This window comes from Pseudomonas agarici (assembly GCF_900109755.1).
In the GTDB taxonomy this organism is placed as follows: Bacteria; Pseudomonadota; Gammaproteobacteria; order Pseudomonadales; family Pseudomonadaceae; genus Aquipseudomonas; species Aquipseudomonas agarici.
Map to the genome: position 1 here is coordinate 61,585 of NZ_FOAR01000020.1, position 25,876 is coordinate 87,460.

At 60.2% G+C, this 25,876-nt stretch carries 21 protein-coding genes; 12 read left to right on the forward strand and 9 right to left on the reverse strand.

Annotated features, from left to right (window positions below; all coding sequences use genetic code 11):
* Positions 1-19 precede the first annotated feature (19 nt).
* From ntrC to glnA, 6 genes are all read right to left on the reverse strand, one after another.
* Positions 20-1,447 carry a nitrogen regulation protein NR(I) gene (ntrC, locus tag BMX68_RS17880; RefSeq protein ID WP_017132485.1) on the reverse strand — a complete coding sequence of 476 codons (1,428 nt, stop codon included), beginning with the start codon at positions 1,445-1,447 and terminating at the stop codon, positions 20-22.
* Positions 1,444-2,529 carry a nitrogen regulation protein NR(II) gene (gene glnL, locus BMX68_RS17885; protein ID WP_017132484.1) on the reverse strand — a complete coding sequence of 362 codons (1,086 nt, stop codon included), beginning with the start codon at positions 2,527-2,529 and terminating at the stop codon, positions 1,444-1,446. The genes ntrC and glnL overlap by 4 nt, the downstream gene beginning before the upstream one ends.
* A 317-nt stretch (positions 2,530-2,846) precedes the next feature.
* Positions 2,847-3,374, reverse strand: a complete 528-nt coding sequence (locus BMX68_RS17890) for a DUF4124 domain-containing protein (RefSeq protein ID WP_017132483.1) — start codon at positions 3,372-3,374, stop codon at positions 2,847-2,849.
* A gap of 83 nt (positions 3,375-3,457) precedes the next feature.
* On the reverse strand, positions 3,458-4,024 hold the full coding sequence (locus BMX68_RS17895; RefSeq protein ID WP_017132482.1) for a chorismate mutase: 567 nt from the start codon (positions 4,022-4,024) through the stop codon (positions 3,458-3,460).
* 136 nt (positions 4,025-4,160) lie between these two features.
* Positions 4,161-4,577, reverse strand: coding sequence for a cupin domain-containing protein (locus tag BMX68_RS17900; protein ID WP_017132481.1), 417 nt, complete (start codon positions 4,575-4,577; stop codon positions 4,161-4,163).
* Positions 4,578-4,820: 243 nt separating this feature from the next.
* Positions 4,821-6,227 carry a type I glutamate--ammonia ligase gene (gene glnA / locus BMX68_RS17905; RefSeq protein ID WP_017132480.1) on the reverse strand — a complete coding sequence of 469 codons (1,407 nt, stop codon included), beginning with the start codon at positions 6,225-6,227 and terminating at the stop codon, positions 4,821-4,823.
* 327 nt (positions 6,228-6,554) lie between these two features.
* Between glnA and thiI the strand changes: the two genes are divergently transcribed.
* Both thiI and typA read left to right on the forward strand, forming a co-directional pair.
* Positions 6,555-8,009: a tRNA uracil 4-sulfurtransferase ThiI gene (gene thiI / locus BMX68_RS17915; RefSeq protein WP_074862446.1), complete on the forward strand. Its 1,455-nt coding sequence runs from the start codon at positions 6,555-6,557 to the stop codon at positions 8,007-8,009.
* 139 nt (positions 8,010-8,148) lie between these two features.
* Positions 8,149-9,969, forward strand: coding sequence for a translational GTPase TypA (typA, locus tag BMX68_RS17920; protein ID WP_017132479.1), 1,821 nt, complete (start codon positions 8,149-8,151; stop codon positions 9,967-9,969).
* A 122-nt stretch (positions 9,970-10,091) separates the two neighbouring features.
* On the opposite strand, the gene BMX68_RS17925 is transcribed toward typA, so the two are convergent.
* Positions 10,092-10,526, reverse strand: coding sequence for a YkgJ family cysteine cluster protein (locus BMX68_RS17925; RefSeq protein ID WP_017132478.1), 435 nt, complete (start codon positions 10,524-10,526; stop codon positions 10,092-10,094).
* A 264-nt stretch (positions 10,527-10,790) separates the two neighbouring features.
* Here BMX68_RS17925 and BMX68_RS17930 point away from each other — a divergent pair, with 264 nt between their 5' ends.
* From BMX68_RS17930 to BMX68_RS17940, 3 genes are all read left to right on the forward strand, one after another.
* Entirely contained in the window at positions 10,791-13,241 is a 2,451-nt protein-coding gene (locus tag BMX68_RS17930; RefSeq protein WP_017132477.1) for a glycogen/starch/alpha-glucan phosphorylase, read from the forward strand.
* Positions 13,242-13,490: 249 nt separating this feature from the next.
* Positions 13,491-14,501, forward strand: coding sequence for a class 1 fructose-bisphosphatase (locus tag BMX68_RS17935; protein WP_017132476.1), 1,011 nt, complete (start codon positions 13,491-13,493; stop codon positions 14,499-14,501).
* 4 nt (positions 14,502-14,505) lie between these two features.
* A complete protein-coding gene (locus tag BMX68_RS17940; protein WP_074862449.1) occupies positions 14,506-15,108 on the forward strand; it encodes a DUF924 family protein in 603 nt (200 codons plus the stop codon).
* A 68-nt stretch (positions 15,109-15,176) separates the two neighbouring features.
* Here BMX68_RS17940 and BMX68_RS17945 read toward each other — a convergent pair whose 3' ends face one another.
* Positions 15,177-17,069: a methyl-accepting chemotaxis protein gene (locus BMX68_RS17945; protein WP_017132473.1), complete on the reverse strand. Its 1,893-nt coding sequence runs from the start codon at positions 17,067-17,069 to the stop codon at positions 15,177-15,179.
* A gap of 273 nt (positions 17,070-17,342) precedes the next feature.
* Between BMX68_RS17945 and bamE the strand changes: the two genes are divergently transcribed.
* The gene (gene bamE / locus BMX68_RS17950) at positions 17,343-17,597 is read left to right on the forward strand and encodes an outer membrane protein assembly factor BamE domain-containing protein (protein WP_017132472.1); all 255 of its coding nucleotides are present in this window, start codon (positions 17,343-17,345) and stop codon (positions 17,595-17,597) included.
* A gap of 30 nt (positions 17,598-17,627) precedes the next feature.
* Complete coding sequence (locus BMX68_RS17955; protein ID WP_017132471.1) at positions 17,628-18,185, forward strand: lipocalin family protein; 558 nt, start codon at positions 17,628-17,630, stop codon at positions 18,183-18,185.
* Positions 18,186-18,334: 149 nt separating this feature from the next.
* Here BMX68_RS17955 and BMX68_RS17960 read toward each other — a convergent pair whose 3' ends face one another.
* Positions 18,335-19,699, reverse strand: coding sequence for a formimidoylglutamate deiminase (locus BMX68_RS17960; protein ID WP_017132470.1), 1,365 nt, complete (start codon positions 19,697-19,699; stop codon positions 18,335-18,337).
* A gap of 220 nt (positions 19,700-19,919) precedes the next feature.
* Here BMX68_RS17960 and hutC point away from each other — a divergent pair, with 220 nt between their 5' ends.
* The 5 genes from hutC (at position 19,920) to BMX68_RS17985 (ending at position 25,848) form a co-directional block, all read left to right on the forward strand.
* Entirely contained in the window at positions 19,920-20,588 is a 669-nt protein-coding gene (gene hutC, locus BMX68_RS17965) for a histidine utilization transcriptional repressor HutC (protein ID WP_244159658.1), read from the forward strand.
* A complete protein-coding gene (locus BMX68_RS17970; protein ID WP_017132468.1) occupies positions 20,585-21,163 on the forward strand; it encodes a HutD/Ves family protein in 579 nt (192 codons plus the stop codon). Before hutC ends, BMX68_RS17970 begins: the two co-directional genes overlap by 4 nt.
* Positions 21,164-21,546: 383 nt before the next feature.
* On the forward strand, positions 21,547-23,247 hold the full coding sequence (hutU, locus tag BMX68_RS17975) for a urocanate hydratase (RefSeq protein ID WP_017132467.1): 1,701 nt from the start codon (positions 21,547-21,549) through the stop codon (positions 23,245-23,247).
* 44 nt (positions 23,248-23,291) lie between these two features.
* Positions 23,292-24,761, forward strand: coding sequence for a purine-cytosine permease family protein (locus BMX68_RS17980; protein ID WP_017132466.1), 1,470 nt, complete (start codon positions 23,292-23,294; stop codon positions 24,759-24,761).
* A gap of 118 nt (positions 24,762-24,879) precedes the next feature.
* Positions 24,880-25,848, forward strand: coding sequence for an ABC transporter substrate-binding protein (locus BMX68_RS17985; protein WP_017132465.1), 969 nt, complete (start codon positions 24,880-24,882; stop codon positions 25,846-25,848).
* Positions 25,849-25,876 lie beyond the last annotated feature (28 nt).

Genomic DNA, 25,876 nt, shown 5'->3' on the forward strand with positions numbered 1-25,876 from the left:
GGGTTGGGGCTTGCCGCGTTTAGCTTTCGTCGTCGTCCGTGCCCTCGACGCGCATGCCTAGCTCCTTGATCTTGCGAGTCAAGGTGTTGCGGCCCCAGCCCAGCAAGACAGCGGCGTCGCGGCGCCGGCCGGCAGTGTGCTTGAGGGTGGTTTCGATCATGATCCGCTCGAAACTCGGCACGGCGCTGTCCAACAGGTTCGACTGGCCTCGCGCAAGGGCCTGGTCCGCCCACTGGCGCAAGGCCTGTTCCCAGTGGCTGACTGGAATTTCATCCTGTGGCAGGTTCAACAGTTCCGGTGGCAGGTCGCCGATATGCACTTCGCGACCGGAGGCCATGACCGTGATCCAGCGGCAGGTGTTTTCCAGTTGGCGCACGTTGCCAGGCCACGGCAGGGTCTTCAGATATTGCTCGGTTTGCGCTTTCAGCAGTTTCGGCTCGACCGACAGTTCCTGTGCCGCGCGGGCGAGGAAGTGCCTGGCCAGGGTCGGGATGTCCTCGCGACGATCCGACAGGCGCGGAATATGGATGCGAATCACGTTCAGTCGGTGAAACAGGTCTTCGCGGAATTTTCCGGCGTGAACCAGGGCTTCCAGATGCTGGTGGGTGGCTGCGATAATTCGCACGTCGACCTTGACTGGCGTGTGACCGCCCACCCGGTAGAACTCGCCGTCGGCCAGGACCCGCAGCAGGCGGGTCTGGGTGTCAGCCGGCATATCGCCGATTTCATCCAGAAACAGAGTTCCGCCGTCGGCCTGTTCGAAGCGTCCACGACGCAGGTTGGCGGCGCCGGTGAAGGCGCCTTTTTCATGGCCGAACAGTTCCGACTCCATCAGGTCCTTGGGGATGGCCGCCATGTTCAGGGCGATGAACGGCGATGCGGCCCGTGGGCTGTGACGGTGCAGGGCGTGGGCGACCAGTTCCTTGCCAGTGCCGGACTCGCCATTGATCAGCACGGTGATATTGGACTGGCTGAGGCGCCCGATGGCGCGAAACACCTCCTGCATCGCCGGAGCTTCGCCGATGATTTCCGGGGTGCGGGTCGGTGTTGGTGACACCTCCAGGCCTTGCTGCTCCTGGGCATGCTGGTTGGCGCGCTTGACCAGCGACACCGCCTCATCGACGTCGAACGGCTTGGGCAGATATTCGAAGGCTCCGCCCTGGTAGGACGCCACGGCACTGTCGAGGTCGGAGTGGGCGGTCATGATGATCACCGGCAAACGCGGGTGCTGCTCGCGAATCCGTGCCAGCAGGTCCAAGCCGTTGGTGCCAGGCATGCGGATGTCGGAAATGATCACGTCCGGCTGCTGGCGGGCCAGGCGACTCATTACGCCGTCGGCGCTGTCGAAGCTCTGGGTGGTCATGCCCTCCTGTTGCAAGGCTTTTTCCAGGACCCAGCGAATAGAACGGTCGTCATCGACGATCCACACGGTTTCACTACGGCTCATGTCGATGCGACTCCTTGTTCCAGAGGCAGGAAGATCGAGAAGGTGGTGTGGCCAGGATGGCTCTCACACTCGATCAGGCCCTGGTGTTGGCTGATGATGTTCTGGGTTATGGCCAGGCCCAGTCCGGTACCGTCCGGACGGCCGCTGACCATTGGGTAGAAGATGGTGTCCTGAAGTTCGGCGGGAATGCCCGGACCGTTGTCGATGATCTCGATCTTGGTCACCAGGCGATGGCGGACATGGCCGATGGTGAATTGGCGGATGGCACGGGTGCGCAAGCTGATACGGCCCAGGCGCAGCTCGTTCTGGCTGCTGATAGCTTGCATGGCGTTGCGCACGATATTGAGCACGGCCTGGATCATCTGTTCACGGTCGATCAAGACGTCGGGGAGGCTCGGGTCGTAGTCGCGCACCAGCGTGACGCAGCCCTGGCTTTCGGCTTCCACCAGGCTACTGACGCGTTCCAGGACTTCATGGACATTGGTCATGGCCAGCGATGGCAGCTTGTTCGAGCCAAGCATGCGGTCCACCAGGTTTCGCAGGCGATCGGCTTCCTCGATGATGACGTTGGTGTAGTCCTTGAGGCTTTCTTCCGGCAGTTCGCGGGCCAGCAACTGGGCGGCACCGCGAATCCCGCCGAGAGGGTTCTTGATCTCGTGGGCCAGGCCGCGCACCAACATCTTGGTGGTTTCCTGCTTGGACAGTTGGGCCTCTTCCTTGGTGATGCGCAGCAGGCGATCACGGGGGTGGACTTCCAGCAGGAGCAGGGTTTGACCCTGGCTGAGGATCGGTGTCACAGCATAGTCGACGGTCAGCGTCTGGCCGGTCAATGCCGTCAGCATGGCTTCGCGCTTGGTGAACGGGTGTGCCTGCTCGACGGCCTGGCGTAGGGAGTTCAAGGCTTCGGTCGATTCAGTGAACAGCTCGCTGATGAATTGACCATGGCTGCGCTGGCCGCTGATGGCGAGCAACATTTCGGCCGCCGGGTTCATGTACTCAAGGCGCAGTTGGGCATTGAGCAGGATGGTGGCGGTGGTCAGGTTGTCGAGTAACAGTCTGTGCAAGGCATCGCTGATGGTCATGGGGACCTCTTTTGGAGCATGGCAAACGGGATCGGTGCCGATTTGCGCGCACGAACAAGGCGTCGATAGAAGCAAAATGCAAAAACCAAACCAAGGCTGCAAAAAAGCGGCGTGAATTGTCTGAAATAGGCGTTTCGGGCTCGATTGAGTAGCGCTGCGCCAGTCGCGACGGGTATTTTCGAACCAAAATGCGATTCGGGTCGGGTAGGTGTGCAGTTTAGTGCACCAACATGGTGCTTTGCTGGCGTGTGATTATAGAAATGGCGGAAGGCTGGCTGGCGCGACGCACACCTGTGAAAAGTCGAATCATGAACAGCTCAAGGGGTATGCACCCGTTGGACGGTGAACGCCACGGTAGGGCTTTGCTGGACGAGTTGCTCGCCTTCGAGCGCTTGTACGCTGAGCGTGTGATCGCCACGGTCGACGTTCACCAGTTGCAGGCGTGGGACATTGCTGGATTGGCCATAGGGATTGCCGTCGAGCACCAGTCGCAGCAGATGTTGGCGCTGTAGTCGCGGCTCCATTTTCACGCCGACGGTAAAGGTCCCGTTGTTGGCGCGCAGGGCTTGCTGGGTAGGGACGTCCGTCAGTTCAAACACGCTGTAGGGCGCGATGTTTGCCTGGGCTTTTGCCGGCTGCGTGGCTGCGGATTGCGCAGCGGCCGGTTGGGCCGGTTTCTGTAGCTCGACGCTGTTGAGCGGCGGCAATTCCACGGCGCGGGCGGCGCTGCCTGCGGGCGGCTGGTTGCTGTAGGCGGTATTGCCGTTCGCATCGGTGTATTGATAGATCTGCGCCGATACGGGCAGCGTGAAGGCCAGCAGCAGGTAGAGCAGAGGTCGACCCATGGAGACTCCCGATGATGGTCCTGGTCGGGGCGCATGGTTTAGCTGCGTCCTGTGATCAGCATAGAGCACAACTCCAGGCCTTTTCACCGTGGATTCTGGCACAGCTCACCCGTGGCGCGAATCAGTGCCAGGTCGTGGAGAGTGTCCGAGGTCAGGGTTTGGCGGGCCTGGATTAGCCAGGCTGGGCATTGTGGGTCCTGCCGGTAAGGGGCGAAGGCTGCATAGTGTTGCAACAATCTGGCCTGTAACCGATCCAGCGCCGGGCGGATCTGCGTGACCAGGTCGGGCCTGGGGATGACCGGTGCTTTGCCGGCTGCTCGCCATTTAGCCAATAGTGCGTACTGCACCAGTTTATTGGCTTCGATCTGCGCCGCGACAAACTCACCGATGTCTTCGGGCTGGATCTTATAGGTCGCTGCCTGCTGCCGGGCATTGGCGATCACCTGCTGTTCGCGCGAGCTGTCCTGGATCGGCTTGGCGCTGTCCCATTTGGTCAATGCTACCTGCTCGGCGATGTTCAGGCGCTCGCTGATGGCCCGCAGCAGGGGCGGCAGGGCATCGGGAGCTTTCGCGGGGGCAGGAGCGGCAAGGACGTTGGCGCCCAGGAGGCTGGCGAGCAGCAGGCTCACAATACGGTAGTTCGGCAACATGGCGGGCTTCGACTTTTTCGGCGGCGGATGCAGGCCCAAAGTTAACGTTACAGGATCGGGCAAGCGCCAGCGTATTTTCATAAAAGAAGCGGATTGCCGTTGCATCCGTCGATGGGCGGCGAGCCATTGACGCCAGTCAGGTCGGCTCGGTGGCCTCCGAGAGCGCCATGCCTTCGCTGCCGGCATAGAACACCAGCAGGTCCACCGGGACTGCCCCGGTCCTGGCGCGATGTTCGACATTGACCACGGCGGCAATCGTATCGCCAGATTTCAGCAAAGTCTGCTTGTTGCCTTCTCGCGTCTCGACCAGTACTTCGCCGGAGATGATGTAGGCGGCGCTGGGAATGGGATGGATATGCCAGTTCAGTTCGGTGTCGGCGGGAATGTTGATCCTGAGCAGGGTCAGTTCGGGCGGCCCTGCGGGGTAGGCCTCATAGGGAGTGCCCTCCCAGCCGCTGCTGGCACGCAGCAGGACCTCGGCGGTCGGTGCGGCGAGTGTCTTCGGTTGGCTGCTGTCGGGATGTTCGGCGGCGGTGTTTGAAGGCAATGTCATGGGCTAACTCTCCGTGTTGGCGGGCATTCGCCGTCCGTCCGTGCGCGGCGGCTTGCGTAGGATTTGGCGGCAATCCTGGGGAGAGTAGTCAACGCCGGTCTACACGCTTTGGCTAGCGTCTAAGCGTTGCAAAAAATCTCGAATAATGGGCTGTCGTTTATCGTCGCCTATAAAAAATGCCCCGTATCCATCGATACGGGGCATTTCCTCGAAGCAGTGCCTGCTGGCGCAGGCGCCACGGGATCAGCAGCTGTAGTACAGCTCGTATTCCAGTGGGTGTACGAAGGTACGTACCTTGATTTCTTCTTCGCTCTTGAGCTCGATGTAGGCATCGATGAAGTCGTCGCTGAAAACGCCGCCTTTGGTCAGGAACGCACGACCTTTATCCAGCTCTTCCAGGGCTTCTTTCAGGCTACCGCAAACCTGTGGGATCTCTTTGGCCTCTTCAGGCGGCAGGTCGTACAGGTTCTTGTCAGCGGCATCGCCGGGGTGGATCTTGTTTTGGATGCCGTCGAGGCCAGCCATCATCAGCGCGGCGAAGGCCAGGTAAGGGTTGGCGGCCGGATCCGGGAAGCGTGCTTCGATACGACGAGCCTTGGGGCTGGAGACGTAAGGAATGCGGATCGAGGCAGAGCGGTTGCGAGCCGAGTAGGCAAGCATCACCGGGGCTTCGAAACCTGGGACCAAACGCTTGTAGGAGTTGGTCGACGGATTGGTGAAACCGTTCAGAGCCTTGCCGTGCTTGATGATACCGCCGATAAAGTACAGGGCAGTGTCGGACAGGCCGGCATAGCCTTCGCCCGCGAAGGTGTTCTTGCCATCCTTGGAGATGGACACATGCACGTGCATGCCCGAGCCGTTGTCGCCATACAGCGGTTTTGGCATGAAAGTCGCGGTACGACCGTAGGCATCGGCCACGTTGTGTACGCAGTACTTCAGGGTCTGGACTTCGTCAGCCTTGGCTACCAGGGTGTTGAATTTCACGCCGATTTCGTTCTGGCCGGCAGTCGCCACTTCGTGGTGGTGAACTTCGACGGTCTGGCCCATTTCTTCCAGCGCGTTGCACATGGAGGTACGGATTTCGTGGTCGTGGTCGAACGGTGGCACCGGGAAATAGCCGCCCTTGACGCCTGGACGGTGGCCTTTGTTGCCGCCTTCCACGTCCTGGTCGGACATCCATGAACCTTGTTCGGAGAAGATCTTGAACATGGAACCGGAGATGTCGGACTTGAATTTGACCGAATCGAAGATGAAGAACTCAGGCTCGGGGCCGAAGAAAGCGGTGTCGCCGATACCGGTGGACTTCAGGTACTCCTCGGCGCGACGGGCGATTGCCCGTGGGTCGCGGTCGTAGCCTTGCATGGTCGAGGGCTCGATCACGTCGCAAACCAGGATCAGGGTCGGCTCTTCGGTGAACGGGTCGAGCACGGCGGTGCTGTCGTCCGGCAGCAGGATCATGTCGGAGGCTTCGATGCCTTTCCAGCCGGCGATGGAGGAACCGTCGAACATCTTGCCCATTTCGAAGAAATCGTCATCCAGCGCATCACGAGCCGGCATGGTCACGTGGTGCTGAGTACCTTTGGTGTCCGTGAAGCGCAGATCAATCCACTTAACGTCATGATCTTTGATGAGTTGAACCGACTTCGACATGGTGTCCTCCGGGTGGCTTCGGGCTAGTGGCGTTAGCCCTGAAATAGTGGTGATGCCGGCGCGAATACTCGGCCAAGGCAATCTGCCTCACAAGAGAGCAAATTGCATGCCAGCATCTTGCGAGAGTTTTTTTGCTCCAATCTCAAGCATTACGGCCAGCAATAGGAGAATTTCGGTGCATTGAGCGCACCTTTTCGGTGCCAAAAAGGCACGCTTGGTCTTTTTTGGTGCGCAAAAAACCGTCTGTACAATAACTGGTTAAACGTTGAACAATTTCCGCTATAATCCGCGCCCCCTTTTTCGGCCGGCCCTTCGCGCGCTGTTTTTATGAAATTAATCGTAAAAGTCTTCCCCGAAATCACCATTAAAAGCCGCCCTGTCCGGATGCGATTCATCCGCCAGTTGGCCAAGAACATCCGTGCCGTGCTCCGTGACGTGGATCCGGCTGTGGTGGTGAATGGCGTGTGGGACAACCTCGAGCTGCAAACCGCGCTGACCGACCCTAAGGCCCTGCACGAACTGACTACACGCTTGTGCAATACACCAGGTATCGCCCATTTACTGCAGGTCGCCGAGTACCCGCTGGGCGACTTCGACGACATCACCGCCAAATGCAAGCAGCATTATGGCGAGGTGTTGCCGGGCAAGATTTTTTCCGTGCGCTGCAAGCGCGCCGGCAAGCACGTCTTTACCTCGATGGAGGTGGAGAAATACGTCGGCAGCCAGCTGCGGCGCCAGTGCGCTGCGGCGGGGATCTCCTTGAAAGAGCCGGAAATCGAAGTGCGAATGGAAATTCGCGACCAACGGTTGTTTGTCATCCACAGCCAGCATGACGGCCTCGGCGGTTACCCGCTGGGGTCGGTGGAGCAGACTCTGGTGCTGATGTCCGGTGGCTTCGACTCCACCGTTGCCGCCTACCAGATGATGCGACGCGGCCTGATCAGCCATTTTTGCTTCTTCAATCTCGGCGGGCGTGCCCACGAGCTGGGGGTGATGGAAGTCGCCCATTACCTGTGGAAGAAGTACGGCAGCTCTCACCGGGTGCTGTTCATCAGCGTGCCGTTCGAGGAAGTCCTGGGAGAAATTCTCGAAAAAGTCGATAACAGTCATATGGGCGTAGTATTGAAGCGTATGATGTTGCGCGCGTCGGAAGTCATGGCCGAGCGGCTGCACATCGATGCGCTGGTCACCGGCGAGGCGATCTCCCAGGTTTCCAGCCAAACGCTACCGAACTTGTCGGTGATCGACTGCGTGACCGAGAAGCTGGTGATCCGCCCGCTAATCGCTAGCCACAAGCAGGACATCATCGACCTGGCGACCCGAATCGGCACGGCTGACTTCGCCAAGCACATGCCCGAATACTGCGGGGTGATTTCGGTCAACCCCAAGACCCACGCCAAGCGTGGCCGGGTGGAGCATGAAGAAAAAGAGTTCGACATGGCGATCCTCGGGCGTGCGCTCGAGCGAGCCAAGCTGGTGCCGATCGATCGGGTGATCGACGAATTGGGCCAGGACTTGCAGATCGAAGAGGTCAGCGAAGCGTTGGCAGGTCATGTCGTGATCGACATCCGGCATCCGGATGCCCAGGACGATGAGCCGCTGGAGCTCGCTGGCATCGAGGTACAAGCGATGCCGTTTTATGCACTGAACGCTCGTTTCAAGGCACTGGACCCTACTCGCCAGTACCTGCTGTATTGCGACAAAGGCGTGATGAGTCGCCTGCATGCCCACCATTTGCTCAGTGAGGGGCATGCCAATGTGCGCGTTTATCGACCGAGCTAAGTGCCCGGGGCTGTTTGCCTGTGGCCTGCGTCACCGGCCCCCCGACGCCGCCGTCAAGCTGTAACGGCCACGCCGGACACTACTGTCAATCGCTGCCAAGACTTGTCAGCACACCGAATCCTCTGATCGAGATACACAAGTGATCGAAAATCTACGCAACATCGCCATCATTGCCCACGTTGACCATGGCAAGACCACCCTGGTAGACAAACTCCTGCGTCAATCCGGCACTCTGGAGCGCAACGAGCTCAACGACGAGCGCGTGATGGACTCCAACGACCAGGAAAAAGAGCGCGGTATTACCATCCTGGCGAAAAACACCGCCATCAACTGGAACGGCTACCACATCAACATCGTGGATACCCCGGGCCACGCTGACTTCGGTGGCGAAGTTGAACGCGTCATGTCGATGGTCGACTCCGTTCTGCTGTTGGTCGACGCCCAAGACGGCCCTATGCCGCAAACCCGTTTCGTGACCAAGAAGGCTTTCGAAGCCGGTCTGCGTCCGATCGTGGTCATCAACAAAGTCGACCGCCCAGGCGCGCGTCCGGACTGGGTCCTGGACCAGATCTTCGACCTGTTCGACAACCTGGGCGCCACCGAAGAACAACTGGACTTCCAGGTCGTCTACGCCTCGGCTCTGAACGGTATCGCCGGTCTGGACCACGCCGACATGGCTGAAGACATGACTCCGCTGTACCAGGCGGTCGTCGATCACGTTCCGGCGCCGAAAGTCGACCGTGACGGCCCGTTCCAGATGCAGATCTCCGCACTGGACTACAACAGCTTCCTGGGTGTGATCGGCGTTGGTCGTATCGCTCGTGGTCGCGTCAAGCCGAACACCCCGGTCGTCGCCATCGACGCTGACGGCAAGCGCCGCAACGGTCGTATCCTGAAGCTGATGGGCCACCACGGCCTGCACCGCATCGACGTCGAGGAAGCGTCTGCCGGCGACATCGTCTGCATCAGCGGCTTCGACCAGTTGTTCATCTCCGATACCCTGTGCGATCCACTGAACGTTGAAGCGATGAAGCCGCTGACCGTTGACGAGCCGACCGTTTCCATGACCTTTCAGGTCAACGATTCGCCGTTCTGCGGTAAAGAAGGCAAGTTCGTCACCAGCCGCAACATCAAGGAACGTCTGGACAAGGAGCTGCTGTACAACGTGGCATTGCGCGTTGAAGAAGGTGACTCGGCCGACAAGTTCAAGGTTTCCGGTCGTGGCGAGCTGCACCTCTCGGTCCTGATCGAAACTATGCGTCGCGAAGGCTTCGAAATGGGCGTGGGTCGTCCGGAAGTGATCATCCGTCTGGTCGACGGCGTGAAGCACGAACCCTACGAAAACGTCACCATCGACCTGCCGGAAGAGTCGCAGGGCGCAATCATGGAGCAAATGGGCCTGCGTAAAGGCGACCTGACCAACATGGTTCCGGATGGCAAGGGCCGTGTGCGCCTTGAGTACAACATCCCGGCTCGCGGCCTGATCGGTTTCCGTAACGAGTTCCTGACCCTGACCTCCGGTGGCGGCATCCTGACCTCGATCTTCGATCGTTACGACGTGATGAAGTCCGGCGACATGTCCGGTCGTCAGAACGGCGTACTGGTTTCGGTTGAAACCGGCAAGGCGCTGACCTACTCCCTGGAAACCTTGCAGGCCCGTGGCAAGCTGTTCGTCGAACACGGCCAGGAAATCTACGGTGGCCAGATCGTTGGTCTGAACAGCCGTGACAACGACCTGGGCGTCAACCCCACCAAGGGCAAGAAGCTCGACAACATGCGTGCTTCGGGTAAAGACGAAACCATCGCTCTGGTACCACCTGTTCGCTTCACCCTGGAACAGGCCCTGGAATTCATCCAGGATGACGAGCTGTGTGAAGTCACGCCCAAGTCGATCCGTCTGCGCAAGAAAATCCTCGACGAAAGCGAGCGCACCCGCGCCGCCAAGAAAGCCAAGGCTTGATCGTCTAGCCCAGGTGCAATGAAAAACGCCCCCGACCGCAAGGTCGGGGGCGTTTTTGTTGGTGCTTTATCTGCGCTGCACGCCTTGAGGGCGAAGGGCGATGCGCCCGTGGGTGCTACTGGTCAGAAATGATACAAAGTCTTGTCTGGTGCCTGACGCACGGGGGCCTTTGGCTTATAGGCACAATACCCGGGTCGTGGTCCGATTTTGGGATGGTTGCGGCAGGTGTCGGGACGTTTTTCATAGATGGTACACAGCCGTGACTTGCGATCCAGGTACAGGCAATCGTTGTTGCTCATGCGTTGCAGGGTGAAAATCTCGGACTTCTGGTTGTAACGTTCGACGATCCCTTCTTTCTGCAGGCGCTTGGCGATGTTCTTCGGCGGGTCGCCGCGCTCGAATTCGTCGACGATACCGATGCGGATCAGGTCCTTGATCTTCACTTCCACAGGCAGGGTGCAGCAGCTGGAGATGCAGCCTGAGCACATATGGCTCGAATACTTCTGCCAGGTTTCGAGGCGGTCGAGTTCCGCGGCGGCGATCAGAGTGGGTTTCATCCGGCTGTTATCCAGGGTGTATCAGGGCGCGCGATGATACCGGGGCTGGCGAATTTGTGAACAACCTTTTGCCGGTTTTTCGCACAACGGCACGTTTGTGCGAAGTTTCCCGCAGGACCGCATTTTTTTGCGCATCTCGGGTCTATCCGGTTTTTCCCGTTATGCTCGAAAAAACCAGCGAACCAGAGCCGTCGCCTTGTGTCGAAGCGACTAGGCTCAGACAGCCCGCCTTTTCAATCGTCCATCTCGCTAGAGGTCGTATCGATGTCTCAGGAACCGCTTGTCCGTGACGATGAGGTGGCGGCCTTTCGTGCCGCCGTCCTCGCCAAACTTACCTACGCAGTAGGTAAAGATCCCGATCACGCGTTCGATCATGACTGGTTCGAGGCCATCGCCTTGGCCGCCCGCGACCATATGGTCGAGCACTGGATGGATCACACCCGACAGATCTATCGCAAGGGCCAGAAGCGCGTCTATTACCTCTCCCTGGAGTTCCTGATCGGTCGACTGCTGTACGACAGCCTGAGCAATCTCGGACTGCTGGATATCGCCCGTGAGGCGCTGGTGGACCTTGGCGTGGATCTGGAGCGTATTCGCCTGCTGGAGCCCGATGCGGCGCTGGGCAACGGTGGCCTGGGGCGCCTGGCGGCATGTTTTATGGAAAGCATGTCGACTCTGGGCATTGCCGCTCATGGTTATGGCATTCGCTACGAGCACGGGTTGTTTCGCCAGGCCATCGTCGACGGTTGGCAGCAGGAGCAGACCGAGAACTGGCTGGACTTCGGCAACCCCTGGGAGTTCGAGCGCGCCGAGGTGATCTATCCCGTGTGCTTTGGCGGCAGCGTCGAAACCGTGCAGGACGAGACCGGTCTGAGTCGGCAGGTCTGGTGGCCGGCGGAAACGGTCCGGGCGGTGGCCTACGATACGCCGGTGGTCGGCTGGCGCGGTGCTAGCGTCAACACCTTGCGCCTATGGCGGGCACGGGCGACGGAAGAATTGCACTTGGAGCGCTTCAATGCCGGCGACCATTTGGGGGCGGTGGCCGAGGTGGCCAGGGCCGAAAGTATCTCCCGCGTGCTCTATCCGGCGGACAGCACCGAAGCCGGTCAGGAACTGCGGCTGCGCCAGGAATATTTCTTTGTCTCCGCGTCCCTGCAGGACCTGTTGCGCCGGCATAAGAACATGCATGACTCGGTGCTCAGTCTCGGCGAGCACGCGGCCATCCAGCTCAACGATACTCACCCCTCGATTGCCGTCGCCGAGCTGATGCGCCAACTGGTCGACCTGTATGGCGTGACTTGGGATGCGGCGTGGCAAGTCACCGTCGAGACGCTGTCCTACACCAACCACACCCTGCTGCCCGAGGCTTTGGAAACCTGGCCCGTGGGGTTGATGGAGCGCATGCTGCCGCGCCATATGCAGATCATTTACCTGATCAACGCCCAGCATATCGATGCGCTACGGGCCAAGGGTATTCATGATTTCGACGTGCTGCGCGCGGTGTCGCTGATCGAGGAAGACAACGGGCGTCGGGTACGCATGGGCAACCTGGCGTTCCTCGGCTCCCACAGCGTCAACGGCGTTTCTGGCTTGCACACACAGTTGATGCGCAGCACGGTGTTCCGCGAGTTGCACGCGCTTTATCCGGAGCGAATCAACAACAAGACCAACGGTATTACCTTCCGTCGCTGGCTGTACCAGGCCAACCCGCCGCTCACCGAGATGATGGTCGAGGCCTTGGGCCCGGAGCTGCTCGACAATCCCGAGGCGCTGTTGCAGGGGCTGGAGCCGTTTGCCGAGAAGGCCGGGTTTCGCAAGCAGTTCGCCGAACAGCGGTTGCACAATAAGCGGGCCTTGGCGGCGTTGATCCAGGAGCGGCTGGGGATCGCGATCAACCCGGCGGCGATGTTCGATGTGCAGGTCAAGCGGATCCACGAGTACAAGCGTCAGTTGCTCAACCTGTTGCACACCGTGGCCCTGTACCAGGCGATCCGCGCCGAGCCGGAAACCGAGTGGGTGCCGCGGGTGAAGATTTTCGCCGGTAAGGCTGCGGCGAGTTATCACCAGGCCAAGCTGATCATCAAGTTGACCAACGATATCGCCCGCACGGTCAACAACGATCCGACCGTGCGCGGCCTGCTTAAAGTCGTGTTCCTGCCCAACTACAACGTCAGCCTGGCGGAAAGCATCATCCCGGCGGCCGACCTGTCGGAGCAGATCTCTACCGCTGGCTTCGAGGCGTCCGGTACCAGCAATATGAAGTTCGGTCTCAACGGCGCGCTGACCATCGGCACCCTGGACGGCGCCAACGTGGAGATGTGCGAGCGAGTGGGCCAGGAGCACATGTTCATCTTCGGCCTCACTGCCCAGCAGGTGGAATTACGCAAACACAATGGCGAGTTCAGCGCGGTGCCGGATGTGGCGGCCTCCCATCGCCTGAATGATGTGTTGCAGGCTATTCGGGGTGGGGTGTTTTCCCCGGACGACCCGGCGCGCTATGTCGGTTTGATCGATTCGTTGATCGATTACGACCGCTTTTTGGTCTGCGCCGACTTCGATGCCTACTGGGCCGCCCAGGCCCAAGTCGAGGCGCATTGGCATGACAGCAACCAGTGGTGGCGTTCTGCGGTACTGAACAGTGCGCGCATGGGTTGGTTCTCGTCGGATCGGACCATTCGCGAATACGCCACCGATATCTGGAAAGCACTGGAATGATCAGTTGTCAGGCTGACGCCACTGCCTTTGGGGCAGATCGATAGACTGCGCGGGCGGCCCTTGGCTTGTTGCGCACGCCGCCGCAGCCCGGAGGAACGAGCAATCCTCCAGGCGCGTTGCACAGGTTTGCGACAACACTGAGTCGTGCTTGTGAACTCTCTGCGGGGCATCTGTGTCTGACAAGAGGATTTGCAGCGCAACTCGCGTTAAACTGCGCGGGTTTCCAGCCCCCTTTCTCCGGAGCCATCCATGTCCCGCGTTACCCTGAGTCGCTATTTGATTGAGCAGACCCGCAGCAACAACACGCCTGCCGATCTGCGCTTCCTGATCGAAGTGGTCGCGCGTGCCTGCAAGGAAATCAGCCATGCCGTCTCCAAAGGCGCGCTGGGTGGCGTGCTGGGCAGCATGGGCACGGAGAACGTGCAGGGCGAAGTGCAGAAAAAACTCGACGTGATTTCCAACGAAATCCTGCTCGAAGCCAACGAGTGGGGCGGCCACCTGGCCGGCATGGCGTCCGAAGAAATGGACAATGCCTACCAGATTCCCGGCAAATACCCCAAAGGTGCCTACCTGTTGGTATTCGATCCGCTGGACGGCTCGTCGAACATCGACGTCAATGTCTCGGTCGGTACCATCTTCTCGGTACTGCGCTGCCCCAACGAGCACCTGAGCCAGAACGAAAGCCTGAATGAAAAGGCCTTCCTGCAGCCGGGCACCCAGCAGGTGGCGGCCGGCTACGCGATCTACGGTCCGCAGACCATGTTGATCCTGACCCTCGGTGACGGCGTCAAGGGCTTTACCCTGGACCGTGAAATGGGCAGCTTCGTACTGACCCATGAAAATATCACCGTGCCGACCAGCACCCAGGAGTTCGCTATCAACATGTCCAACGAGCGTCACTGGGAAGCCCCGGTCAAGCGCTACGTAGACGAGCTGCTGGCCGGTGAAGAAGGTCCGCTGAAGAAGAACTACAACATGCGCTGGATCGCCTCCATGGTCGCCGATGTGCACCGCATCCTGACCCGTGGCGGCCTGTTCATGTATCCACGCGACAGTCGCGAACCCTCCAAGCCGGGTAAGCTGCGCCTGATGTATGAAGCCAACCCGATGTCCTTCTTGATCGAGCAGGCCGGCGGCGCGTCCACCGACGGCCACCAGCGCATCCTCGATATCCAGCCTGACGGCCTGCACCAGCGCGTGGCGGTATTCCTTGGGTCGAAGGAAGAAGTCGCCCGGGTGACCGGTTATCACAAGGAATAACGCCATGTCCGCGCCCTGGCAACCGCTGCTCGATTGGTGGTTCGGTTTCGCCCAGACACCGGCTGAGATCGTGGCTGATAAGGGGCGGTTGTGGTTTGGCAAGCGTGACAGCCAGGACCTTGAGGCCCGCGAGCGTTTCGGCGCCCAGGTCGAGCAGGCACTGACCGGTGGTTTAGCTGAGTGGACGCAATGTCCCGAAGGCTGGCTGGCCGTGGTGATCCTGCTCGATCAACTGCCGCGCATGATCTTTCGCGATACGCCACGGGCCTTCTGCGGTGATGCCCGCGCCCAGGCGCTGGTGTCCCAGGGACTGGCGGCGGACTTCGACCGACGACTACCGGCGATACAGAGGGTGTTTATCTACCTGGTGTTGGAGCACTGCGAGAGCCCGGCGGCGCAGGACGAGGCGGTGTCGCGTTTTGTGGCCTTGGTCGAGGAGCAGGCGGCGGAGCAGCAGGCGGTGTTTGCCGATAATCTGGACTATGCCGAACGGCATCGGCGAGTGATTGCCCGGTTCGGGCGCTTTCCCCACCGCAATGCCATTCTCGGACGTGAGTCTACGGTTGAGGAAGCGGCGTTCCTGCGCGAACCCGGCTCAGGGTTCTGAATTTTCTGGAGGCGGGCACCGCTCGCTCGCCACCAGAGCGGTGCCCGCCTCGGGATAATTGGGGCTGGTCAGATCCGGAAGCTGCCCACCAACTGCTTCAACCGCGCCGCCTGCTGTTCCAGGTCCGCACAGGCACGCAAGGTTGACTCCAGGTTTTCCACGCCTTCCTGGTTCAGCGTATTGATCTCGGTGATGTCGACATTGATCGACTCCACCACCGCCGTCTGTTCCTCGGTCGCGGTGGCAACCGACTGGTTCATGCCGTCGATCTCGCCGATCCGCTGGGTCACGCTGCCCAGCCGCTCGCCGGCCTGGTTGGCGATGCCGACGCTGCTTTCGCTCTGACGCTGGCTGTCGGTCATGATGCCTACCGCTTCCCGTGCACCGACCTGCAACTCCTCGATCATCTTCTGTACTTGCTGCGCCGAGTCCTGGGTTCGGTGCGCGAGGTTGCGTACCTCATCGGCTACCACGGCGAAGCCGCGCCCGGCCTCACCGGCCCGCGCCGCTTCGATCGCGGCGTTGAGCGCCAGCAGGTTGGTCTGCTGGGAAATGCCGGTGATCACTTCGAGAATCTGCCCGATGTTCACCGTATTGCTGTTCAGGGTTTCGATATTGGCGCAGGAATCGCTGATTTTCGCCGACAGTTGCTGCATCGCGACGATGGTCTTGTCCACCACGTGTTGACCCTCTTCGGCGAGGCTGCGCGCATCGCTCGAATGCTGCGAGGCGAGGGCGGCGTTCTGGGCGATTTCCTGGGCTGCGGCGCCGAGCTGGTTGATCGCCGCCGCGACGCTGCTGGTGCGGCTGGCCTGTTGGTCGGAGTTGAGCATCGACGAGTTGGACGCGCTGACTACGCGCAGAGCGACCTCATTGACCTGGTCGGTGGCCGACGCCACCTCGCGAATCGAGGTGTGGACGCGCTCTACGAAGCGATTGAACGACATGCCGAGGGTGCCGAATTCGTCATGGCCGTGGATAGTCAGGCGCTTGGTCAGATCACCCTCGCCTTCGGCGATATCGTGCATGGCCCGGCCCATCAGGTGCAGTGGCTGCATCAGCACGCGGATCAGCATACCCAACAGGGCAATGATGATGACCACCGCGATCGCCATGGCGATGATCGCCGAGGTACGGAATTCGCGAAGCATCGAGAAAGCGGCGTCTTGATCGAGCACCAACGCCACGTACCAGTCGGCCGAAGGTACGCCGGTGACATGGGTGAAGGAGATGAATTGGGTCTTGCCGCCCACGGTGACCTCTGTCTGGCCGGCACTGATCTTCGGTGTGTCGGTTGGATAGGCTTCGCTGAGGTTCTTGAGGATCAGCTTGCTGTCCGGGTGGATCAGGATCTTGCCGTCGGCGCTGACGATAAAGGCCTGGCCGTGGCCACTGAAGTTCAACGAGTGGATGATAGCGCTGATGCTGGTCAAATCGATGTCCGCGCCGGCCACGCCGATGAACTTGCCGTCATGCAGTACCGGGGTGGCGAGGGTGATCACCAACTTGCCCGAGGAGGCGGCAATGTAGGGTTCGGTGACGATGCTCCGCTGGGCAGCCGTGGCGGCTTTGTACCAGCCACGGGCGCGCGGGTCGTAGTCGGCGGTGCGGTTGCCCGCAGGGACCGAGACCATCACACCGTCCTGGCCGCCGAAATAGCTCAGTTGGAAGTTGTCGGCGTAGACGGGTAGGCCCAAGGCGTGCTTGAGGCTATCGGCGGCATTGCCGTCCACGGCGATCTGCTGCGCCAGTGAGTGCAGGAGTTGCATGCGGCTTTCCAGCCAGACCTGGATGTTACTGGTGGTCAGGCTGCCAAGGACCTGCATCGAGGCTTCTGTACTGCTGCGCAGGGCTTCGCGTTGGCGATAGTCGTTGAACAGGATGAAGCAGGCGAACGCCACGGCAACCACCAGGGCCGCAGCCAGGAGGATCTTGTGACTGAATTTGAGATTTTTGGTCATGAAGTGGCTGTCCGCAAAAGGCTGGTCAACAAAAGGGCGACAATTTGCCACGCTTGATGGCAGGATGCCTTTATCTATCGGCATATTCTTGTTAAATATTAATTTCTTAATGATAAACCTGCGGCACTGGCTGTTTTTGCTAGCAAAATCGCTGATCTGCACAGGAAAGTGCCGTAAGAAAAGGTCGTAGGCTCGGGAACCAGATGGCACTTTTCTCTTCTAAGATTGCGGTAGGCCTCGCGCCGACCTTTTCGTCCTCAGGAGTTTCTCCCCATGTCGTTGCGCTCTCTCGCTCTGCTGTCGTTGTGCGTGTCGTTGGTCGCTTGCAGCAAAGTCAACCAGGAAAACTATTCGAAGCTGTCCACGGGCATGCCCAAGGCGCAGGTCGAGTCGTTACTGGGCAGTCCTTCGGATTGTTCGGGGGCGTTGGGCATGTCGAGCTGTACCTGGGGTAACAAGAATAGCTTTATCAGCGTGCAGTACGCCGGTGACAAAGTCCTAATGTTTTCCGGGCAAGGCCTGAAGTAAACCGGGGCGCGAGCCCTTGGGAGAAGAAGAATGTTGCGTTTGGTTGTCTCTCTCTTGGCTGGTTTGTTGCTGGCTGGTTGCGCTACGTCTGGTGACGATCTAGCGCCTAAGACCGCAGGTCATGTCGACCTCAAGCGCTACCAGGGCACCTGGTACGAATTGGCGCGAATGCCGATGTATTTCCAGCGCCACTGCGCTCAGTCCGAAGCGCGCTACAGCTTGATGGCCGACGGCAAGATGGCAGTGTTCAATCGCTGTCTGACCGAGCAATGGGCGTGGGAGGAGGCCAAGGGAACGGCGACACCGCAAGTGCGAGGGCGGACCGACAAGCTGTGGGTGCGCTTCGACAATTGGTTCACCGCATTGCTGCCGGGCGTGGCCAAGGGTAACTACTGGGTTCTGTATGTCAGCGATGACTACCACACGGCAATTGTCGGTGACCCGAGCCGGCGTTACCTGTGGCTGCTATCGCGCACCACCAAGGTCAATGCGGAGGTTCGGGAAGATCTGCTGAGCCGGGCACGCCAGCAAGGCTATGACACCACGCGACTGATCTGGCGCACGCCGGACTCGAAGATGCCCAACTGATTGGTTGATGATGAGCGTTTGTGGCGAGAGGCGTTCCTACAGGCTACGTGAGCCTGTAGGAAATGGTTTCGGGCGAGGGCCAGGCCAGGCGAGCCGACTTTCAACGCCGCATGGGCGAGCGCTGATACATCTCGTACAGAGCCTAGGGCTCAGTTCAGCAGGTCACGCAATACCTGGGTAAATGCCCGCCCGCTTTGTTCTTCGTCCGCATGTCGACCACCCCGCACCACCCACTGGCCGTTGACCATGACGTCACGGACCTGGCGATCGCCGCCAGCGAACAGCCAGCGATTGAGAATGCCATCGTCCTCGGCGGTCACCAGATAGGGGTCGTTGCCGTCGAGCACCAGCCAGTCGGCGCGTTTGCCCGCTTGCAGCTTGCCGATCGATTGCCCGAGCGCTTGAGTGCCGCCGTCGAGTGCCGCGTCATACAGGGTGCGCCCGACCATCGGTTGGGCGGCACGATACAGGCGGTTACGCCGTTGATCGCGCAAGCGCTGGCCATATTCCAACCAGCGCAATTCCTCCACCACACTCAGTGACACATGGCTGTCGGAACCGATGCCCATGCGCCCGCCCTGAGCGAGAAAATCCACCGCCGCAAAGATGCCGTCGCCCAAATTCGCTTCGGTGGTCGGGCACAGCCCGGCGATCGCCCGGCTGCGGGCCATGCGCGTGACTTCCTCGGCATTGGCGTGGGTAGCGTGTACCAGGCACCAGCGTTCATCGACCTCGACATTATCGTACAGCCATTGCAACGGCCGCTTGCCGCTCCAGTCCAGGCAGTCATCGACTTCCTTCTGTTGCTCGGCGATATGGATATGCACCGGGCACTGGCGGTCGCTGGCGGCCAGCACCTCGCTGATCTGCCGCGGTGTCACCGCCCGCAACGAGTGGAAGCACAACCCGAGAGTCTGGGCCGGCTGCTTGGCCAGCGGCGGCTGCAAGCGGGCCTGCAACTCCAAGTAATTCTCGGTGCTGTTGATAAAGCGCCGCTGGCCGTCATTCGGGGCCTGGCCGCCAAAGCCGGAATGGCTGTAGAGCACCGGCAACAGGGTCAGGCCGATGCCCGCGTCCGCAGCCGCCTGGCTGATGCGCAATCCCAGTTCCGCTGGATTGGCATAGGGCTGGCCGTTGGTGTCGTGGTGTACATAGTGGAATTCGGCCACCGAGGTGTAACCGGCCTTGAGCATCTCGATATAGAGTTGGCGGGCGATGATGCCCATCTGCTGCGGGCTGATCTTGCCCACCAGCCGATACATCAAATCGCGCCAGGTCCAGAAGCTGTCGTTCGGATTGCCGGCCACTTCCGCCAGACCGCCCATTGCCCGCTGGAAGGCGTGGGAATGCAAGTTCGGCATGCCCGGCAACAACGGGCCGCTCAACCGTTCGGCGCCTTGCGCATGGGAGTCGGCCTGGACCTGAGCCAGCATGCCTTCGGCATTGACCTCAAGGCGTACATTTTTGGCCCATCCACTGGGCAGCAGCGCGCGTTCGGCAAAGAAGACGGACATGGTTTAGCACCCCATCGTGTGTTATTTGTATATACATATACAGACGTTTGCCTGCCCGGTAAACTCCGGCAAGCTAGTGGTTTGTACGGTTAGTGGGTTACAGGCCACTACCACCTTTAACATCGAACAAGGATTTCCTGTGCCGACTCCGCCTGCCAACAAGCCGCTGGCTGCCCACCTGGGCGATAGTCCGGCGCCGTTATATGCCCGCGTCAAACAGATGATCACCCAGCAGATCGACAGCGGAAACTGGCCGCCGCATTATCGCGTGCCGTCCGAAAGCGAACTGGTGGAACAGCTGGGCTACAGCCGCATGACCATCAACCGCGCCCTGCGGGAAATGACCGCCGAAGGCCGGCTGGTGCGCATGCAGGGTGTCGGCACCTTTGTCGCCGAGCCCAAGAGCCAGTCGGCGCTGTTCGAGGTGCACAACATTGCCGATGAGATCGCCGCGCGCGGCCATCGCCACACCTGCCAGATCATTACCCTTGGCGAAGAGGCCGCTGGTTCCGAGCGGGCCGTGGCCCTGGACATGCGTGAAGGGCAGAAGGTCTTCCATTCGCTGATCGTACATTTGGAGGATGGTATTCCGGTGCAGATTGAAGACCGCTTCGTTAATGCGCTGGTGGCTCCGGACTACCTCAAGCAGGATTTCACTCTGCAGACGCCCTACGCCTACCTGTCCCAAGTCGCGCCACTGACCGAGGGCGAGCATGTGGTTGAGGCCATTCTCGCCGACGCCACCGAATGCCAGTTGCTGCAGATCGAACCAGGTGAGCCGTGCCTGCTGATCCGCCGCCGGACCTGGTCCGGTCGTCAGCCGGTGACAGCCGCTCGCCTGATCCACCCCGGTTCCCGTCATCGCCTGGAAGGACGCTTTACCAAATGAGCTCACTGAAAGTCCTACGCGCGGCGGATTATCCGCGCATGCCGTGGAAAAACGGCGGTGGCAGCACCGAGGAAGTCACCCGTGACGCCGGGGAGGGCTTGGATGGTTTTGGCTGGCGTCTGTCGATTGCCGATATCGGCGAGTCGGGCGGCTTTTCCAGCTTCGCCGGCTATGAGCGGATCATTACCGTACTGCAGGGCGCGGGCATGATCTTGCAGGTCGATGGCGAGCGCAGCCGGGCGTTGCTGGCCCTGGACCCGTTTGCCTTCAGTGGTGCGAGCCAGGTTAGTTGCACGCTGCTCGATGGGCCGATCCGCGACTTCAACCTGATCTATCTGCCGGATCGCTACAGCGCTCGCCTGCAATGGCTGGATGCCGTGCAGCCCATGCGTTTCTTCAGTTCGGCGCACGTGCTGCTGGTCTTCAGTATCAGTGACCCACTGCATGTCGGCCTGGGCAATCGCGGCGCTGAAGTGCTGGGATGCCATGACTGTCTGCAACTGGAAGGTAACGCACAGTTGCTTGAGGTATCGGTGACCGGACGTTGCTGTGTGATCGAGTTGACTCCCACCTGACTAGGACGGGTGGGCGCCCCGCTCATTCGATCAACCGCCGTTTACGCTGCGCACTAACCTGTTACCGAACGCCCCAGCATGGCGCAAAACCATCGCTCGGTAACAGTTTCTTACCTGTATCTTCTTTTCGTCCCACCACTTCATTTTCCGCTCAAGGCCCCGTCCTACAGCGTTCTCCAACTATTCTGAAAAATTTCTCAGCCTCTGATTTTCAAGTTGGCCGTTTGATTGCATATGCTTGTATGTACAAGTAAGTATGTGTGCGTATGAATCGACGGATACGGTTACGCGCCACCCTATTTTCCGCTTGTGAGGATCTGGTCCGCACGAGCTCGCTTGCCCACTGCCTGGGCGGGTTTGGACGATCGCAGAGGAGTTTTTTCGTGACTGAGAATACCCAGAAACCTACCGCCAATTTTACCAAGCGCCGTGACGTCGAAATCCGTGCCGCCCGTGGCAACCAACTGGCCGCCAAGAGCTGGCTGACCGAAGCGGCGCTGCGGATGCTGATGAACAACCTCGACCCGCAAGTGGCTGAGAATCCGAAGGAATTGGTGGTCTACGGCGGTATCGGTCGGGCTGCGCGAAACTGGGAATGCTACGACAAGATCGTCGAGAGCCTGACTCACCTGAATGACGACGAGACCCTGCTGGTGCAATCCGGTAAGCCGGTCGGCGTATTCAAGACCCACAGCAACGCCCCGCGCGTGCTGATCGCCAACTCCAACCTGGTGCCGCACTGGGCCACCTGGGAGCACTTCAACGAACTGGATGCCAAGGGCCTGGCCATGTTCGGCCAGATGACCGCTGGTAGTTGGATCTATATCGGTAGCCAGGGCATCGTCCAGGGCACTTATGAAACCTTCGTCGAAGCCGGTCGCCAGCATTACGACAACAACCTGAAAGGCCGTTGGGTCCTGACCGCCGGTCTAGGCGGCATGGGCGGTGCGCAACCTCTGGCCGCGACCCTGGCCGGCGCGTGCTCGCTGAATATCGAATGTCAGCAGGTCAGCATCGATTTTCGCCTGAACAGCCGTTATGTCGATGAACAAGCCCGCGACCTCGACGATGCCCTGGCGCGTATCGCCAAATACACTCAGGAAGGCAAGGCCATTTCCATCGCCCTGCTCGGCAACGCCGCCGAAATCCTGCCGGAACTGGTCAAGCGTGGCGTGCGCCCGGACATGGTCACCGACCAGACCAGCGCCCACGACCCGCTCAACGGCTACCTGCCGGCTGGCTGGACCTGGGAAGAATACCGCGCTCGCGCCATCACTGAACCTGCGGTGGTGGTGAAGGCCGCCAAGGCGTCGATGGCGGTGCACGTCAAAGCGATGCTTGACTTCCAGAAGCAAGGCATCCCGACCTTCGACTACGGCAACAACATCCGCCAGATGGCCCAGGAAGAAGGTGTCGAGAACGCGTTCGACTTCCCTGGTTTCGTTCCCGCTTATATCCGTCCGCTGTTCTGCCGTGGCATCGGTCCGTTCCGCTGGGCCGCGCTGTCGGGCGATCCGCAGGACATCTACAAGACCGACGCCAAGGTCAAGGAACTGATCCCGGACGACGCCCACCTGCACAACTGGCTGGACATGGCGCGCGAGCGCATCAGCTTTCAGGGCCTGCCGGCGCGTATCTGCTGGGTTGGCCTGGGCCAGCGCGCCAAGCTGGGCCTGGCCTTCAACGAAATGGTGCGCAACGGTGAGTTGTCGGCACCGATCGTCATCGGTCGCGACCACCTGGATTCCGGTTCCGTGGCTAGCCCGAACCGCGAAACCGAGTCGATGCAGGATGGTTCCGACGCTGTGTCCGACTGGCCCCTGTTGAACGCTCTGCTCAATACCGCGAGCGGTGCTACCTGGGTGTCCCTGCACCACGGCGGTGGCGTGGGCATGGGCTTTTCTCAGCATGCGGGCATGGTGATCGTCTGCGACGGTAGCGACGAAGCGGCCGAACGTATCGCCCGCGTGCTGCACAACGATCCGGCGACGGGTGTCATGCGCCACGCTGATGCCGGTTACCAGATCGCCATCGACTGCGCCAAGGAACAAGGCCTGAACCTGCCGATGATTACCGGCAAATAAGCCGGCGCCGCACCCAACGACAAACAATCCACAGAGGTTGAACAATGGCAGTGCCAAATGATCGTGCAGGCAACAAACCGTTGATCGAAAGACGTTCGATCGACTACATACCCCAAGCGGAAAGACATGGTCGCCTACTCAGTCAGTTTACCCTGTGGTTGGGGGCCAACCTGCAGATCACCGCGATTGTCACCGGTGCCTTGGCGGTGGTGCTCGGTGGCGATGTCTACTGGTCGCTGATCGGCCTGCTGCTCGGGCAGTTGCTCGGCGGCGGGGTGATGGCGTTGCATGCCGCGCAAGGCCCGCAGCTTGGCCTGCCGCAGATGATCTCCAGTCGCGTGCAGTTCGGTGTCTACGGTGCGGTGATCCCCCTGGTGCTGGTGTGCCTGATGTACATCGGCTTCTCGGCCAGCGGTTCACTGCTGGCCGGACAAGCAGTGGCGCAGTTGCTCCATGTCCAGGACTGGGTCGGTATCGTGCTGTTCGCCGCCTCGATCATGATCTTCACTATCTTCGGCTATCGGGTGATCCACGGCGTGGGCCGTATCGCCAGTGTGCTGGGAGTGATCGCTTTCATCTACCTGTTTTACAAGCTGCTGGCCGGCAATGATATTGCCGCGCTGCTGGGCAACAAGCATTTCTCCCCGGCGAGCTTCCTGCTGGCGGTGTCGCTATCGGCCTCCTGGCAGATCGCGTTCGGACCTTATGTGGCGGATTACTCGCGTTACCTGCCACGCAGCACCTCGGCAGCGAAAACCTTCTGGGCCGTGGGCCTGGGGTCGGTGATCGGTGCCCAGGCCTCGATGGTCTTCGGTGTGTTCGCGGCGGCACTGGCCGGTTCGCAATTTGCCCATCACGAAGTTTCTTTCATCGTCGGTCTCGGTGGTACCGGAATTGTCGCGGCGGCGTTGTACTTCGCCGTGGCCTTCGGCAAAGTCACCGTGACCACGCTGAACGCCTATGGCAGCTTCATGTCGATCGCCACCATCATCAGCGGCTTTCGTGGCAGCCGGCATATTTCCAGCGCTGTGCGCCTGTTCTACATCTTCATCATGGTGAGTATCGCCACGGCTCTGGCGCTGCTTGGCAAGGACTCGTTCCTCAAGGATTTCTCCGCGTTCATCTTGTTCCTGTTGGCGTTCTTCACGCCCTGGAGCGCGATCAACCTGGTGGACTTCTATTGCATCACCAGGGAACGTTACGACATCCCCGCGCTGTCCGATCCCAATGCCCGCTACGGTCGCTGGAACATCATGGGCATCAGCATCTATGTGTTCGGCGTGCTGATCCAGATGCCGTTCATTGCCACCCATTTCTATACCGGCCCCCTGGTTGCGAGCCTGGGCGATACCGACATTTCCTGGATCATCGGTCTGGTGGTTCCGGCGGCGTTGTACTACTTCGCCGCGAAGAAGTGGCATAGCGCGGTTCCTGATCATTTGATCCTGGCGATAGAGCAGGGCGACCTCGCGGCGCAAAAGATCGACGATCGGGTTCAGCCGTCGGCCGTCTAGCCGCCGAGCACAACCCGCGCCTGTATTGGAAAACGTGGACAGGGCCTGCTCGCGGGCCTCCCAAGGCCGGATGCCTCTTGACTGCCGTTAACCCCTTCATGATGAGGAACGTCACATAATGAAAATGACCAAGACCCTGCTCACCACGGCGTTATCCCTGGGCCTGTTGGCCGCCGCCGGTGCCAGCCAGGCCGCTGGCTGGTGCGAATCCGGCAAGCCTGTGAAGTTCGCCGGCCTCAACTGGGAAAGCGGTATGTTGCTGACCGACGTCCTGCAATTTGTCCTCGAAAAAGGCTACGACTGCAAGACCGACAGTCTGCCAGGCAACTCCATCACCATGGAGAACGCCCTGAGCAGCAACGATATCCAGGTCTTCGCCGAGGAGTGGGTCGGTCGCAGTGAAGTCTGGAACAAGGCTGAGAAAGCCGGGAAGGTCGTCGGTGTCGGTGCGCCGGTGGTCGGTGCCATCGAGGGCTGGTATGTGCCGCGTTATGTGGTCGAAGGCGATGCCAAACGCAAGATCGCGGCCAAGGCTCCCAACTTGAAGAAGGTTTCCGACCTGGCGCAGTACGCCTCGGTGTTCAAGGACCAGGAAGAACCGAGTAAGGGGCGCTTCTATAACTGCCCAGCCGGCTGGACCTGTGAGCTGGACAACAGTGAGATGCTGAAAAGCTACGGCTTGGAAAGCACTTACACCAACTTCCGACCTGGCACCGGGCCGGCGCTGGATGCGGCGGTGCTGTCGAGCTACAAGCGCGGCGAACCGATTCTGTTCTACTACTGGTCGCCGACGCCGCTGATGGGCCAAGTGGACCTGATCAAGCTGGAAGAGAAACCGGGTGTCGACAAGAGCGTGAGTATCAAGGTCGGTCTGTCCAAGGCTTTCCACGACGAAGCCCCTGAATTGGTCGCTGTCTTGGAAAAGGCCAATCTGCCGATCGATCTACTGAACCAGAACCTGGGGCGCATGGCCAAGGAGCGGATCGAGTCGCCAAAGTTGGCGAAAACCTTTCTCAAGGAACACCCTGAGGTCTGGCAGGCTTGGGTCAGCGCCGAGGCGGCCAGAAAAATCAATGCGGCTCTGTAGGTAATAACCTTCCGGCTAACCGAGAGGC